Source organism: Microbulbifer sp. MKSA007 (genome assembly GCA_032615215.1).
Lineage (GTDB): Bacteria > Pseudomonadota > Gammaproteobacteria > Pseudomonadales > Cellvibrionaceae > Microbulbifer.
The window spans coordinates 382,705-397,568 of the sequence record CP128431.1 but is presented as its reverse complement, the minus strand read 5'-3'; the positions used below and the strand labels follow the sequence as shown (position 1 = coordinate 397,568).

Annotated in this window: 14 protein-coding genes; 7 read left to right on the top strand and 7 right to left on the bottom strand. The window is 55.9% G+C overall.

The window, feature by feature from the left end; translation table 11 throughout:
• Positions 1–160 precede the first annotated feature (160 nt).
• A complete protein-coding gene (locus tag QT397_01690; GenBank protein WNZ53745.1) occupies positions 161–928 on the bottom strand; it encodes an IclR family transcriptional regulator in 768 nt (255 codons plus the stop codon).
• Between the two features lie 113 nt (positions 929–1,041).
• Between QT397_01690 and QT397_01685 the strand changes: the two genes are divergently transcribed.
• Genes QT397_01685 through QT397_01675 form a run of 3 tightly spaced genes read left to right on the top strand, consistent with a single transcriptional unit; the run spans position 1,042 to position 3,493 of the window.
• Positions 1,042–1,572 (top strand): 2,4'-dihydroxyacetophenone dioxygenase family protein, encoded by a 531-nt coding sequence (locus QT397_01685; GenBank protein ID WNZ53744.1) that lies wholly within the window; start codon positions 1,042–1,044, stop codon positions 1,570–1,572.
• A gap of 8 nt (positions 1,573–1,580) precedes the next feature.
• Positions 1,581–2,315: an SDR family NAD(P)-dependent oxidoreductase gene (locus tag QT397_01680; protein ID WNZ53743.1), complete on the top strand. Its 735-nt coding sequence runs from the start codon at positions 1,581–1,583 to the stop codon at positions 2,313–2,315.
• On the top strand, positions 2,312–3,493 hold the full coding sequence (locus QT397_01675; protein WNZ53742.1) for a pyridoxal phosphate-dependent aminotransferase: 1,182 nt from the start codon (positions 2,312–2,314) through the stop codon (positions 3,491–3,493). The genes QT397_01680 and QT397_01675 overlap by 4 nt, the downstream gene beginning before the upstream one ends.
• Here QT397_01675 and QT397_01670 read toward each other — a convergent pair whose 3' ends face one another.
• Positions 3,494–4,546: a serine hydrolase gene (locus QT397_01670; protein WNZ53741.1), complete on the bottom strand. Its 1,053-nt coding sequence runs from the start codon at positions 4,544–4,546 to the stop codon at positions 3,494–3,496. It abuts the gene before it with no gap.
• A gap of 312 nt (positions 4,547–4,858) precedes the next feature.
• Here QT397_01670 and QT397_01665 point away from each other — a divergent pair, with 312 nt between their 5' ends.
• Positions 4,859–5,332: a RidA family protein gene (locus tag QT397_01665; protein WNZ53740.1), complete on the top strand. Its 474-nt coding sequence runs from the start codon at positions 4,859–4,861 to the stop codon at positions 5,330–5,332.
• A gap of 41 nt (positions 5,333–5,373) precedes the next feature.
• On the opposite strand, the gene QT397_01660 is transcribed toward QT397_01665, so the two are convergent.
• From QT397_01660 to QT397_01650, 3 genes are read right to left on the bottom strand one after another with little or no spacing between them, the layout of a single operon-like run.
• Positions 5,374–6,927 (bottom strand): MFS transporter, encoded by a 1,554-nt coding sequence (locus tag QT397_01660; GenBank protein WNZ53739.1) that lies wholly within the window; start codon positions 6,925–6,927, stop codon positions 5,374–5,376.
• A 23-nt stretch (positions 6,928–6,950) separates the two neighbouring features.
• Complete coding sequence (locus QT397_01655) at positions 6,951–7,850, bottom strand: alpha/beta hydrolase (GenBank protein WNZ53738.1); 900 nt, start codon at positions 7,848–7,850, stop codon at positions 6,951–6,953.
• Positions 7,843–8,940: a patatin-like phospholipase family protein gene (locus QT397_01650; protein WNZ53737.1), complete on the bottom strand. Its 1,098-nt coding sequence runs from the start codon at positions 8,938–8,940 to the stop codon at positions 7,843–7,845. Before QT397_01650 ends, QT397_01655 begins: the two co-directional genes overlap by 8 nt.
• Positions 8,941–9,267: 327 nt before the next feature.
• Here QT397_01650 and QT397_01645 point away from each other — a divergent pair, with 327 nt between their 5' ends.
• Together QT397_01645 and QT397_01640 are read left to right on the top strand one after the other, a co-directional pair.
• Positions 9,268–9,777: a hypothetical protein gene (locus tag QT397_01645; protein WNZ53736.1), complete on the top strand. Its 510-nt coding sequence runs from the start codon at positions 9,268–9,270 to the stop codon at positions 9,775–9,777.
• 144 nt (positions 9,778–9,921) lie between these two features.
• Complete coding sequence (locus tag QT397_01640; GenBank protein ID WNZ53735.1) at positions 9,922–10,698, top strand: alpha/beta hydrolase; 777 nt, start codon at positions 9,922–9,924, stop codon at positions 10,696–10,698.
• Positions 10,699–10,732: 34 nt separating this feature from the next.
• Here QT397_01640 and QT397_01635 read toward each other — a convergent pair whose 3' ends face one another.
• A complete protein-coding gene (locus QT397_01635) occupies positions 10,733–12,454 on the bottom strand; it encodes an amidohydrolase (protein WNZ53734.1) in 1,722 nt (573 codons plus the stop codon).
• 93 nt (positions 12,455–12,547) lie between these two features.
• Complete coding sequence (locus QT397_01630; protein WNZ53733.1) at positions 12,548–13,936, bottom strand: cytochrome P450; 1,389 nt, start codon at positions 13,934–13,936, stop codon at positions 12,548–12,550.
• Positions 13,937–14,293: 357 nt separating this feature from the next.
• Between QT397_01630 and QT397_01625 the strand changes: the two genes are divergently transcribed.
• Positions 14,294–14,719 carry a nuclear transport factor 2 family protein gene (locus QT397_01625; GenBank protein ID WNZ53732.1) on the top strand — a complete coding sequence of 142 codons (426 nt, stop codon included), beginning with the start codon at positions 14,294–14,296 and terminating at the stop codon, positions 14,717–14,719.
• Positions 14,720–14,864 lie beyond the last annotated feature (145 nt).

Sequence of the window (14,864 nt, the reverse complement as noted above, 5' to 3'; positions counted from 1 at the left end):
CAGTGTGATGGTGAGAGGTTGAAGCAACCGCCGCTCTTGTTGCTTCAGCACCCTCCTCCCGAGAGCCCGGATCCCTAATTCCGGGCGTTGAAGACCCGTGTAGTGCCTCGCCGCCGCCCTGTGCGAGCACTACACGGGCTCTTTCGTTTTCTCTGATGCTTTAGGAAGGTCGATAGCCAAGCCGCTGAGAAATATTGGCGATGCAGGCTAAAAGCGGTTTGACGTAGTGCTCCTCCGGCTTGGTGTGCCGGTAAAGCGGAATGGAAACGCTGATCGCTGCTGCCGGTTTACCCGTTTCATCCAAAATGGCAGCCCCGTAACAGACGATGCCTTCCTCATTCTCCTGATCATCAAACACGTAACCAGCTTCCCGCACTTTATGGATCACAGCGGAAAGCACAGTGCGGTCTGTGTTGGTGAAGCTTGTGATCTTGGCCATATCCAGCTGCTGAATGAAGGCCTCGGCTTCCTCTGGTTTCATCGCTCCCAGATAAGCTTTGCCGACGCCGCTGGAATGCATGGGCACACGGGTGCCAATAGTGGAGGCCATGCGCACCGTTTCCTCACACTCGATCTTATCGATGTAAATCAGCTCATCCCGACTGGGCACGGCCAGATGTACGGTTTCACCGGTTTGATTCCGCAGGTGAAGCAACGCATCCTTTGCAAGGCTTCGAATATCGTTTTCTGCCAGTGCCTTACGGGCAAGCGAAACCAGCCTCACACCCAGTTGATAACGTTGGTCGCTGCGCTGCTCAATCAACCCCTCTGCTTCCAGTGAAGCCAGCAGTCGATACAGCGTTGGCCGTGTTAAGCCACTGATTTCTTTCAGCTCAGGCAGGGATGGTGGTGCTTTGGCCTGGGAGATCAAATCAAGCAGATGGATGGTTCGCGAGAAGCTCTGCGTGCCCTGCACCGGCGCTTTCATAGGTGTCCTTTCCAGCGCTGCATGGCTGCGGCGTTGACATAGAGAATTATACGTATATCGTTGTTCATATAGTGAATGAATGTCCATAATATGGACAGATAAGGACTCTGTCAATGCCGCTGGTCGAAAAAGACGAAAACCCACGCATCCCCTATCAACACCCTATGCCACCAGATGCACTGCCTGAAATTGTGGTGCCTGATGCCTTGTCTCAGGACGATGACCGCATGTGGGTCAAGCAGACAGAAAACGTCTACTTCCGCCCGCTCTGCCTCAATGTTTCGCAGGGTTATTGGATAAACCTGCTGAAAGTCACCAAGTCCGGCGTGCTCTCCCGCCATCGCCATGCCAACGCGGTGCACGGCTTTGTGCTGAAAGGCCGCTGGCATTATCTGGAGCATGACTGGGAAGCACGTGAAGGCGGGTATGTCTTCGAACCACCGGGTGAAACCCATACGCTTGTGGTGCCTGATGATGTTGATGAGATGATCACCTACTTTCAGGTGAACGGCGTCATGTACTACGTGGACCCGCATGGCAATCATCTTGGCTATGAGGATGTCTTCACCAAAATCGATATGTGCCGCAAGCACTTTGAAGATGTCGGCCTTGGGGCGGACTACGTGAAGAACTTCATCCGCTGAGTGCTGCCATGACCGATATTTCCTATGATTTTTCCGGCAAGGTTGCCGTGGTGACTGGCGGCTCCAAAGGCATTGGCGCAGAGATCGCCCAGCACTATCACAAGGCGGGGGCTCAGGTGGCTATCTGGGACATGAAAGCACCGGAGAATCTGCCCTTCCCTCATGTTTTCTGCCGCGTCGATATCAGCCAGCAGGAACAGGTTGAAGCTGCGTTTGCCAGGACGCTGGAGCAATGCGGGCAGATTGACTTTCTCTCCCACAATGCAGGATTTGCGGGCTCCACTGTTCCGCTGGCAGACTATGACCCGCAAGAGTGGGCGCGTGTTGTGGAGGTCAACCTGTGTGGCACCTTCCATCTCTGCCATCAGATTGTGCCGCATATGAAAGACCGGGGTTTTGGGCGGATCATCAACATGGCCTCTCTGGCGGGCAAGGAGGGAACTCCGAATGCCTCGGCTTACAGTGCGTCTAAGGCTGGCGTGATCGGGTTGACGAAATCTCTAGCAAAAGAACTGGCAGAAACTGATATACGAGTAAATTGCATCGCTCCGGCGGCCATAAAAACAGACATTCTGGATCAGATGACGCCTGAGTTTGTGCAGATCATGATTGATAAATCACCGATGAAGAGATTGGGGCTGGTGGAGGAAGCAGCCGAGCTTGTTATGTGGCTCAGTTCCTCCGCCTGCACATTCAACAGCGGTGCAGTGTTTGACCTTTCGGGCGGACGGGCGACATATTGACTATTGAAGCAAAACAGGGGCTGGAAAGCCGTGCAATTCAGGTTCCTCCATCCATCACGCGAGAGCTGGCCAATGCGGCTATGAGCGTTGAGGGCCTGATCCCATTGTGGTTTGGGGAGCCGAACATTCCCACGCCAAAATTCATTTGTGACGAAGCAGCCCGGTCTCTGGCCGCGGGTGAGACGTTTTATGCGGAAGGGTTGGGACGGCCTTATCTGCGCGAGGCGATCTCAGGCTACATGAGCACGCTTTATGGCAAGTCCATCGGTGTGGATCGCATTGCAGTGACCGTCTCCGGTGGCAATGCGCTCAATCTGGCCTTCCAGAGTGTGTTGGAAGAAGGCGATACGGTTGTCACGCTGACACCAGCCTTCCCGAACCTGCTCTCCATTCCCAAGCTGCAGGGCGCCCACACGATCACCCATGCGCTGGAAGTGAAAGACGGCAAGTGGTCGCTGGATGTGGAGGCGTTTTTAGAAACGGCGAAGAGCGCCAAGGTAGTGCTGCTCAATTCCCCGTCCAACCCAACCGGCTTCATGCTGACAAAGGATGAAATCGAGCGGATCATGGAGGTGCTGCGCGAGCGTGGAACCTGGCTGATCTCAGATGAGGTCTATGCCCGCACGGTCTATTCCGGCAAGGCAGCGCCGTCGTTCCTTGAAGTGTCTGAGCCGGAAGATCGCCTGATCGTGGTGAACTCCTTCTCCAAAACATGGGCCATGACCGGCTGGCGTCTGGGCTGGCTCACGTTGCCGCCAAGCCTAACACCGGTCGTTGAGAAGATCGCCGAGTTCTCCATCGCCAGCGCCCCGCCATTCTCTCAGCGGGCTGCCGTGGTGGCGCTGGAACAGGGCGAGGAGTTCGTTGCGCAAATGGCGAAGAACTATCAGCACGCGCGGGATCTGGTGTGCAATGGCTTGCTTGCCCATGTAGGTGTGACCTGTCCGGTGCCGGAAAGCGCGTTTTACGCCTACTTCAAGGTGGATGGCGTCACAGACTCCGTCGCCTATGCCCGCATGCTCATTGAAGAAGCCAAAGTTGGTCTCGCACCGGGGGATGCGTTCCTCGTGGGAGAACCGGGTTGGTTCCGCCTGTGCTTTGCGCAAACGGATGAGCAGCTCAATGAGGCGTTGGAGCGGCTGTCTCCGTTCCTTGCCAAAGCGCGGGAAATTGCCTGATCAGAACCAGTGATAGGAGGGCAGCGTCCCTCCTATTGTGTGCAGGATGAGCGGTTCAATCCCTTCAAACAGCTTCTCGTTGTTGGAAAGAACAACGATGCCCAGATCCTCCTCCGGATAACCCACCGTGTAAGAGCGATAGCCCGGATTGCTGCCCCAATGCCAGATGGAGCTGTTGGGCTTGGTCGCCTGAATGCCCCAGCCCATGGACCAGCTGATCTTGCCCGTGATGGTCTTGTGTTTGCTCAGCATCCACTCCTTCACTTCCGGCTCCACGCCTTCATCCATCATCGCTGCCAGAAAACGAGCGTAATCCCCCGCCGTGGTGTGCAGGCTCCAGGCTGCATTGCCGGTTGTTGGTTTGCGTTTGCCGGTAATCCGGTCTCCGTCTTTGTCGTAGCCATAGCGGATGCGGTAGTTATAGGCATGCTGCCAGAGGAAGCTGGTGGAGGCCATGCCAAGAGGCTCAAACACATGGATGCGGGCCAGTGTTTCAAGGTTCAGCCCTGTCCGCCGTTCCAGAACCTGCTGCAACAAGGCATAGCCTGAACCGGAATAAGTAAACTCCGTGCCCGGATCAAACCGCAGTTTCAGCGGGTCTTTCTCGTCAAAATTGGTCAGGCCGGAGGTGTGGGAAAGCAGCATGCGGGCCGTGATGCGTTTGAGGCGCGGATCAGCGCTCTTAAACAGGTCTGGTGCGTACTGATAAAGCGGGCGTTCCAGCGATAGAATGTCCAGATCCACCAGCTTCAGCGTCAGATAAGCGAAGACGGGTTTACCGAGGGATGCCACCTCAAAGATGGGTTCCTGCGCGCCAACAACTGTCTTACCGCGGTTGGATTTGTCATAGAGGCGGATGAACTCGACCTGGCCGTCACGGATAACGGCCACGCTCAGGCTGGTTTCCGGGTTGCCGCGCTGGATATCCTTGGCGTGCTTATCCAGCGCTGTAATGATTTCGTCCTGCGGCGTTTCACGCTGCAAGGGCTTTGCCTCCTCACAGCCGCTGAGCGCCAGAACTCCCGCCAAACCTGCCAATATCCTTAAATGCATCAAGAATCCGCTTTTAAAATCAGTTTCCGTCAGTCTCTCACATGAGCTGTTGCACATAACTCAGGTCACGCCCAGAGCATACGCCTAAGAAGATGAATGAGAGATTGGTCTGTGACGATTAATTTGGGTCAAAGCTCTATGCAACGAAAATGGCACCAATGCGTCAGGTTGCAATTCTCCGGTTCACTCGCGTTTCCATCCCTGCAAAAAGCGAGGATTTGCTGTTGACCTCAATTTAGCTTGAGGCCTTACAAGCCCTGTTGTGAAACCGAAACCTCGCATGTTTCGGTGAAAGAACAGAATGAGTTCACTATGAAAAGACTTGCCACTTTATCCATTGGAACCCTGATGATTGCTGCTGCCGGTATGGCACAGGCGGAAGGCCTGGAGCGCATCAACCCGCCGACCATTGTGGACACCAGCCCATGGGGCTTTTCGCAGGTTGTTGTTGCGCCCTCATCGGCAAAGACGGTTTACATCTCCGGTCAGTTCAGCGGCGATAAAGAGGGCAACGTGCTGGGCAAAACCGTGGGCAAACAAGCCGAACTTGCCTTTGACAATCTGCGCAAGGCCATCGAAGCATCCGGCGGAAAGCCTGAGCACGTGGTGAAGATCCAGGTGCTTGTGGCCGGTCACGGAGAAGACAAGCTGCATGCCATTGGCGAGCAGATCTCCAAGCTGTTTGGCGAGCACCTGCCTGCCAGCACACTCATTCCGGTGGATCGTCTGGCATTGGATGGCATGCTGTTTGAGATTGATGCCACGCTCGCGATCCCGCAGAGCTGATGGCGTCCTGCTCCTGCCAAGTCCACTGGCAGGAGCTGCCCTCAATCGTTCGCAGAGTTCATCGGCGGCGGACCTTCAGAGGCTTGAGGCCTCTGCCGTGGGGTGTGGCCTTTGAAGGCCCACAGCGACATGACCGCCGCGCCAAACAAAACAACGGCGCTGAAGATGTAAGCATCCGCCAGAGCCCGGCTGCTGATGGCCTTCAGGATGTAAAGGGATTGCGGCCAGCGTTCGTGCAGCAAGGCGGCAGCGGCAGGCTGATCACCCATGAACTTGTAGAGCAACAGCTGTAAAAGCTCGCGGTCCTCGTCGTTGGGTTCCATCAGCTCAGCGGCAGCGGAGATCATGGTTTTCTCCCGCCAGTTGATCAGCGCCCCCACACAGGCAATGCCAAACACCCCACCCACCTGCCTGCAGGTTTGCAGCAGGGCCGTGGCGCGGGCACGGGCGAGCAAGGAAACGTGGGAGAGCGCTTCCGTTGAAACGGTACTGATCAGAAAACCGAGCCCTGCCCCCATCAGGATCATACCGGGGAACAGCAGCCACAGATTATTGAAGTGAATGACAAGCGCCTGCGTTGCAAAGCCAATACCCATGGCCAGACTGCCGCAAACCGCCAGATTGCGGAACTTGATATTGCCCACCAGTCGCCCGCCAAACTGCGCACACACGATAATCGTCAGCACCACGGGCAACATGGAGAGTCCGGCTTCAAGTGGCGTCAGGCTCAGCACATTTTGCAGGAACACCGCGCCAAACACCACCTGTGCCAACAGGGCAAACGGAATGCAGAACAACAACAGGCAGCACCCCAGATAAACCTTGTTCTCAAACAGCGAGAACTGAATGAACGGATGGGCCACGCGGTGCCTTCGGACAAACAGAAGAGAACAGGCAAGGATGACAAACCCGGCTGAGACCACTCCTTCGCCCAGTGACAGGCGATAGTCTCCAAACAGTTGGACAGCCACGGTGAAAACCAGCAGGGCCATGACGAACAGGATGGCACCCTGAAAATCAAAGCTGCCTGTATCCTTGTTGGTTTTGCTCTTGCCAATGGCAAAGGCCATGATGAGCACAGCCAGCCCAATGGGCACGTTGAGCAGGAAGACAACGCGCCAGGAGAAGAACTCCACCAGCAGGCCGCCCACCAAAGGCCCGCAGGCCAGAAAGAACAGACCAGCCCCCACATAATGGGCCAGCGCCTTGCCACGTTCATCCGCCGGATAGGCCGAGAACACCAGCGCAGTGGCGGCAGGCTGCATCAGCGCCGCACCTGCCCCCTGAAAAACACGGGCAGTAATGAAGAACTCACCGGTTGGGGCATAGGCGCAGGCCAGCGAGGCGGCGGTGAACAGTGCCAGGCCCATGCGCAGGGAGGTGAAGTAGCCGAACTTGTCACCCAGCCAACCGCCGCACATCAGCATGGAGGCCAGTGCAATCAAATAGGCGTTAACCGCCCATTGCAGGTGAACCGGGCCAAACGCGTATGTGCGTTGGAGTGAGGGCAGGATGACGCCCAGCACCGTCTGGTCGATCATGACCAGAGCAAGTGCCCCGATCATATTCAACAAAACCAGATGTTTGCGGGCCATGCTCGTCTCCACTCTCGTACGGCTCAGGCACGGTTTTCAAATTGCCCCATGAACCCTTTAAGGGCTTCAAGGCATTTTGGTTCATCCAGAATTGGACAGTGACCGCGATCAGGAATGTCCACGGCCTGCATGCGCGGTGCCATGGTTTTCATGGAGCGGATCGTTTCAGCGGATGTGACGTCAGAAAGCTCCCCACGAATGGAAAGGATCGGCAGGTCCAGTTCTGCCGCCCGTTGATGGGCTTTCCAAAGATCGCGGTAGGCCTCTTTGTTCTCAATGAGTGCGACGCCCAGATTGTCGTCATAGCGGTGGTGCCACTTGCCGTCTTTCAGGCCAAACATGGAAAGAGCCATGCGCTCCCATTTGTCATCGGGCAGGTTCACAAACTGATTGCCCACATGCTCTTTTACTGTTTCAACAACGGCGCTGAGCTCGTCTTCATCTTCCAATTGTCCGGCATAGCCGAAGATGCGGGACATGCCGGCAAACTCTATGGTGGCGCCCAGATCGTTCAGGATGGTGCCTGCCAGCATGTCCGGATGGTCTTCCACCATCAGCATGGCCAGCAGCGCGCCGAGAGAGGAACCAAGCAGAACAACGGGCTGTTCGCCGGTAAACGTCCAGAACTCGTAGATATCGCGAATGTAAACGGTGGTGTTGTAGTTGCTGTAGTCGGGGTCATAATCTGACAGATCCCGCCCGCGCAGGTTTAGCGCGTAGATCTTGTAGGACTTGCTTAACTGCGCGGCCATGGGGTCCAAGTCGCGGGCGCAACGGGTCAGGCCCGGCAGAGCGATGATGGCTGGCTTTTGTGAGGTGCCATTGCCGTAGACGCGGTAGTTCAGCTTGATGCCGTCAGAGGTTTCAAACCACTTGTTCTCATAGGCGCCGCTGTCATACTTGCGCTCATCAATCTTACTCATGAGCACCTCTTTTTTTCTTCGAGCCCGGCGTGTGGTGCGAATGAGTACATTCAGTCATGTAGCCTTCGTGCTGTTCATTGAGAATGGCCTCGATCCGGTCAGCGTTTTTGATCAGCGCGTCGTCGGCGGCTAGATAGCCAGTCTTGATGCGCTCGTTGATGCTTTTGGGTTCAAAATCCACCACACCGGTCAGCGCATTGTGTTCTGCATTGACGGTGATGATGTGAGAGAGCGCGCGCATTTTCATGAGGGACTGGTAGTGCTCGCAGTCCCGGATGGGCGAGTCCTCCGGCACCAGTTTGTCCAGATCATAGAGCATGTGGGAGTAATGTTGAGCGGACTTGTCGCCATCCAGCATGAGCCAGAATTTGTCCTCAAACACCAGCTCCGTCATGCGGTAGACAGCTTCTTCCACGGTGGTTGGAATGATGCCTTCCGGGCAGAACAGCTCGATCAGGAAAATCGGCATATGGGAGATCTGATGATCATCCAGAATGCGCAGCAACGAGCGGATGGGCGTGTTGTCGTAAAGCCCGCCATCCCAGTAATAACTGCCGTTAAGCTGAATGGGCGGGAAGCCAGGCGGCAGGCTGCCACTGGCCATGATGTGCTTGGAGGTTATGTAGTGATCCCGGTTGGAAAACCGCTCTATCTGCCCCGTTGCCACATTGGTCGCTGTGATCACCAGTCGTGGCGCCTCCGGGCTGTTTAGGCGCTCAAAGTCGATGAACTTCTCCATGGTCTCCAGCGCCGGCGTGATGTCGTAGATGCTGGGGCGCTTCTCCGCCATGAAAGAGGGTGCATGCAGCTTGAAGAAGCGCGGGTGGCCCATGCTGGCCCGCAGCAGTTTCTGGCTGGAATGCCAGACAAAGCCCGGCGCATGGCTGAGGTGTTCCCAAAGCGCGTGCAGGGTTTCAATCGGGTCTCCGAACTTGGGGGCAGCGATGACAGCAGCGTTGAGGGCACCAATGGAGGTTCCGGTGATGATCTCCGGCACATACCCCGCCTGATAGATGCGGGTCAGGGCACCAACCTCATAAGCTCCAAGAGCTCCACCGCCTTGCATGACAAGGCCAATTCCTTGTGTCATCTACCGTCCTTCCGACAGGGTTTCCTGCATTCCCCCCGGCGCACCCCAGCTGGCAGAGAAAGAGCGCTTTCTCACCCAAACCAGAGAACAGACGTGATGATGAGCGGCCCGATAAAGCCCACCTCACGGACGAAGCTTAGGCGCGAACCTCCAAAGAAAGCATAAAGCTTGCCCAAAAATCATGCGGTTTTGAGAAGGCGGCGGTGAGGCGTCTTCGTGGCCTCTCTGGCGAAAACCGGAAGGCGATTGCAACCACCCAGACGCAAGCCTCTCCTGACACTATGGCTCCTTACGAAATCTGCCTTGATGTAATGAAGTCATAACTCAATGAAAAACAAATACTTGTATAGCTTCGCACAGAAGCTGAAGAACCTGCGAAACTTAGCCGTACTCGCTCTGCTCGGGCTTACACTCGCAGCCTGCCAAACGACCATTACGGCGAAAGATATTGAAGAAGCCCAGGTAAAGGTCTCAAAGGTGACCGTGACGGGTGATTGGAAATTTGAGGGGCTGAACAATGTTCTGGGCGTCGACTACGATAAAGACGTAATCGTTAAGGTCACAAAGAAGGCCCTACAGACCAAGTTGAAAGACTTGCATGGTCCGAGACGGGTCAACGTTGACGTCAAAATTCAGAGCTTCTTCATTTCCAATATGGGGTATGACATCCTCTTCGGGACTGGTGCATCCTCTATGTCGGGCCTGGTAACGGTTATTGATGCGCGGACAAAAGAAGTCATTGTCAAAGACGCGAGGATAGGCACAGCAGTCGCAAACCACGAAGTGTTTGCTGAACAGGTTGTGGCGAAGGTTTTGCGGGCGACAAAGAAGCGCTGACGATTTGATCTAGCAGCCGTTGCTCTCTGCAGTGGCACGCTGCTGTTAAATTGCGAGTTCCTGGCTTACACTTCGTTGAGCCTGAGCTGATAAAGCGATGAGGATGGGGTTTCTATCTGGAGCCCCGTTCTTAAGGAGCATCGGATGTCTAACAGCTCTCTGCCTCCAGTCCTGCTTTTGACCGGTACCAACGCAGCGGCGTGGTCGATGGAGAATGTGCGGGCGTCCCTTGAGGCTGCCGGATATGCCTGCCACAGCCTCACTTACCGATATCATGACCTGCCGCCTGGACCAGACCGCGATGCCAAGCTCACCGGGCTAAGCATCGCTGATTATGTGGAGGATGCCCGGCAGGCCATAGATGAGATTGGCGAGCCTCCGGTTGTAGCCGGCCACTCGATCGGCGGGCTTATTGCGCAGCTTCTGGCAGCTGAGGGGGCTATAAAAGCGGGCGTTCTTCTCAACAGCAGCATTGTGAACGGGACTCTGCCGACCACGGATGAAGAACGAGACCTTGGAAAGCTTCTGATTTCAGCAGGCGCCTTTTGGGAAAAAGCCGTGGAACAGGATTTTGAGCTGCTGGTGAGGTATGGCTTCAACACGCTGCCACCCCAGATGCAACGTGACATCCATGCGCGTCTTGGCTCCGAGTCCGGTCGGGTGCTGTTTGAGTTTTTCTTCTGGATGTATGACCTCCACCAAACCACGTTTGTAGACCCAGCCAAGGTCACATGCCCCCTGCTCTTTGTTTCCGGAACCGAGGACAAGGCCGTGCCACCAAGCACCGCGCGGGTGATGGCTGAGCGCTATGAGACCTCGGAGTTCCTCGCAGTCGACGGAGCTTGCCACTACATACAGTTTGACGAGCAATGGCCGGAGACCGCCGCCAAGATATGCGACTGGCTGAGCCGAAACCTCTGAGAGGGCTGTTCCCTGCTCTAAACCAATCTGCCTCCTAAGTGCTGGTTGGTTCCGTCTCATCCCCCATCAGCATTTTCCAAACAGCCTTGATGGCCAGTTCCGGGTCAAACCAGCTGACGAAACGGGTGTCGACGGGCTGGCCGTTGCGGATGGTGAGGGTTGGGCGGATCAGGCGCAGACCTTCCGGGCGCATCACCTGCGGATTGCCGTTGAGCAGGGTGAAGTCAGCCTTCATGCCCACGGCGATCATGCCAAGCGTGTCCTCCTGCCCCAGCTGACGGGCAGCATCAACGGTCATGGCCTGCAGCGCTTCTTCCAGCGTCACCGCATGATCAGCCCCGACAACCGTGTTCCCGCTTTGGGAGGTGCGGGACATGGCGGTTTCCACCGTGCCCATGGGGTTCATGGGTGTTGCGGGGTGATCTCCATGGAAGGTGACCACCGCACCTGCATCCTTGGCATCGCGCACAGGCATATAACGGTTCATGCGGTTGCTGCCGAACAGGTCTTCCAGCTGGTCACCGTAAAAGGTGATGTGATCCACGAAGAAGCCAAGGGAGACACCCAGATTAGTCGCCCATTGGATCTGCTCGCGGGTGATCAGCGCGTTGTGCTCCAGCCGATGCTGGATGTCATCGCGTGGGTCTTCTGCCTGAATGGTGGCGATGGCCATCAAAGCCTGATCGATGGCGCGCTCGCCCTGCACATGCATGGCCACCTGCCCGCTCTTCTTATGCACCTCACGCAGTTTCTCAATCAGATCCGTATCGCTCATGTTGAGCTCGCCGTGATGGCCTGAGGAAAGGCCGAGCCGTTCCAGCACCAGCTCGGAGGTTTCATAGGGGTGATAGGTGGCGGCAGCTCCGGTGAACGGAGAGCCATCCAGCCAGAACTTGGCGCCCAAAATGGTGAAGCGATCATCGCCGCCAAAGCGCCAGTTGGGCAGTTGATCTTCCGTCAGATAGAGATAGGTCCGTACTGGCGGATTGTCCTCCAACCCAATGCGCTGCAACAGGCCCACCGGATTGGGATGGCGTCCCACGGCGCCCGTCACGCCGATGCTGGTGTAACCCGCCTTCGCATAGTCCGTATACTTCTTGCGCACCAACAGCTCCACGGCCTCATCGGACGGGGCCGGAATTGCGGAGACGACACGGTTGATCTCCTCCAGCTCCCGCAGCATCGGTCCGCGGCCCGGGTCAATGCCTGCTTCTTTCAGGGCCGCTGAGTTGGCGTAGGCCTCATGCATCATCTGGGTCAGAACCAGCATAGGCTTGTCGGGAGAGATGGCGTCCAGCTCCGCCAAAGTTGGCGGGGAAAGGTCTTTGATCGCGATCGGGTCCCAGCCATAGGCCAGTACCCACGGGGTCAGGCTGTACTCATCCGCCGATTCCTCCAAGGCCTGCATAATCTGCGAACGGCTGTTGTATTTGAAGGCACTGATATCGGTGGCGGCGCCCAGCAAAGCGGCGGCAATCGGGTGGGTATGCGGTTCAATCAGGCCAGGGATCAGCGTGCCTTTGAGGCGGATGAGCTTGGCTTTGTCCTGATTTTCCAGCTGGCGTACATCGCCTAAAGCCATGATTTCGTTGCCATCAACCAAAATGGCCTGCACCTGCGGGCGCTCCGGGTCCATGGTCAGAATACGGTCGGCGGTGATGATGTACTTGGTTGGATATTCTGGCGGCAGGGAGTACCAGTAGTAGCCAGCAGCGGCGCCTACAATGACAATGACCAGCCCAGCAATCCAACGCATACCAACCTCCTCCTTCTTACCCTTACGGAATGATGCATATAATTGGCAGGGACGCCACCCGATAGTTTCAGGCTTTTCGCAGGTTTTGCTCCCCTAATGGGTCATATGACTGCGCTTGATGAGCTTGCATCGGATCTCAGACTGAGACCGCAGCGCAATTCCCGTTTCCGGAAAAACCTCCTCCGGCTTTTCTGCCTTGAAGTTGTAATGGCGCGTTACGCCAGCCAGCACAGAGGTGGCCTCAACCGTTGAGAAGCTGGCTCCCGCACACACGCGCGGTCCAATGCCAAACGGCATGTATGCCCCGGTCATTGGGTCGTCGTCGCGCTCAAAGCGATCCGGATCAAAGTGGTCAGGATGGTGCCAGTAAGACCGGTGCCGGTGAACGATCCAGGGTGAAATAATGATCAACGCCCCGCGCGGGATTTTGTGTCCGCCAATGGTGGTCTCTTCCACCGCCATGCGGGAAAGGAATGCAATGGGCGGATAGAGCCGCGTGGTTTCGCGGAAGATGTTGCGGGTGAACCTCAGCTTGGACAGGTGCTTGTACTCAAGCACTTCCCCGTTTGTGACGCTATCCGTCTCCCGCCGGATACGCTCAGAATAGTCTGGCCGCTGGGAGAGGATGAAGAACGCCCAGTTGAGCACGGCAGACGTTGTCTCGTGACCGGCAAGGAAGAACGTGGCGATATGGTCCACCAGCTGCTCCTTGCTGAAAGGCAGACCGGTTTGCGGATGGCGGGCATCCAGAAGGCGCTGGCACATGTCATCATGCTGGCCGAACCGATCAGCGGTGTGCTCATCTACCAAGTCTGTCAGAAGCAGCCGGATTTCATCGCGTAGGATCTCCGCTTCCTTCGGCATGGGCCGGTTTGGCCCTTCACCGGTCCCCCGCAGGATCATCTTGCGCGCCCATGTTGTGGTGATTGCCTGATACTGCATGGCCTGCGTAAACACCTTGCGAGCGCGCACACTGTCGATGGGATGTGAAAAGATGGTGCGGAAAATGATGTCAGCGGTCAGACGGCTCATCTCATCGCGCAGGCTGATGGACTTTCCGAACTCAGCCGCCTTATCCAGATAGGCTAGAAACTCGTTGCAGGCATCCTGAATATGCTTGAAGGCACTGCGCACACCCACATGAGAAAACACGGGCGCAATCATCTCACGCTGTTCTTCCCATTTCGGGCCGCTGGCAATGATCGTGCTCTCCCCGATCACCGGTTTGAGCGTATCCACCATCACATCCGATTTTGGAAACGACAGCCGCTTTTCAACCAGCACCTCGTTCACCAGATCCGGTGCGTTGACCAGGAAGCAAGGACGGCGGGTGAAATAGACCCGCTCCATCGGACTGTTGAAGAACTCCTCGGGGATAAGATTTAAAACATTGCGCGCCCAGAAAACGCGAAACAGTCGCAGACCTCGGAGCGGTTTGCAGGGCGTTGGTGCCGGAGGCCGATAAAGGATTGGTTCAGGCATGTATGCTGCTTCTTTCGCGGTACATATCTATCGCGTGGCAGCCTTGTCCGTTCATTTTCTGCTCTGGGTCATGAAAAACAAAAAAACGCCAGAAAACGCAAAAAACGCATAAACCTTTCAAAGTCCACGCAAGCAATCTTTCCTGTTATTTTTCTAACACTTAGCTCTCTAATACCGAACTAAGGAAACAGCGCAAAAATCCCGGTTACTCTTCATAAATCCTCAAGCAAGCCCGCACTTATTCCCGCCCCTCCGGCTAGGTTGACCATTACGTCAATATGGGTTTGACTGGTGTTGGTCTGTCTGACCTGCCTTTGCACTGCGGGAGTAAAGGCAGCAGCTGGGGAGGATAAACGGATGTCGACGAATTACTCTGAAAACCTGCAGAAGTGGCTGGATATGCTGGAGGGCGGCAAGGATCTGGTGAAACTGTCTGCCATGATTGCCAAGGACTGCGTGTTTTACAGCCCGGTGGTGCACACGCCGCAACGGGGCCAGCAGATCACCGTCATGTATCTTTATGGCGCGGCTCAGGTGCTTGGCGTCAACACAAGCTTCAAATATGTGCGCATTCTGGATTGCGGCGACAATGCTGTGCTGGAGTTTGAGACAGAAGTCGACGGCATCTTCATCAATGGGGTCGACATGATCCATTGGAATGAAGAGGGCCTGATCGATGATTTCAAGGTCATGCTACGCCCCCTTAAAGCGGTGACCAAGGTGCAGGCGAAAATGGCAGAAATGCTGGAAGCCCTTAAAGCACCTGCAAAGACTGCTGGATAAATTGAAGGATGCAGGGGAGTAATTGATAACCATCTCTGTGCTCCCCTCATAGAAGTAGTTCCTGAAATCTCATGGGTCTCAGGCCGTGAGGCCGTGACCTTAAATATTCTGTAATCCCCCGCCCCTTGAAATATTCCCGTTAGGT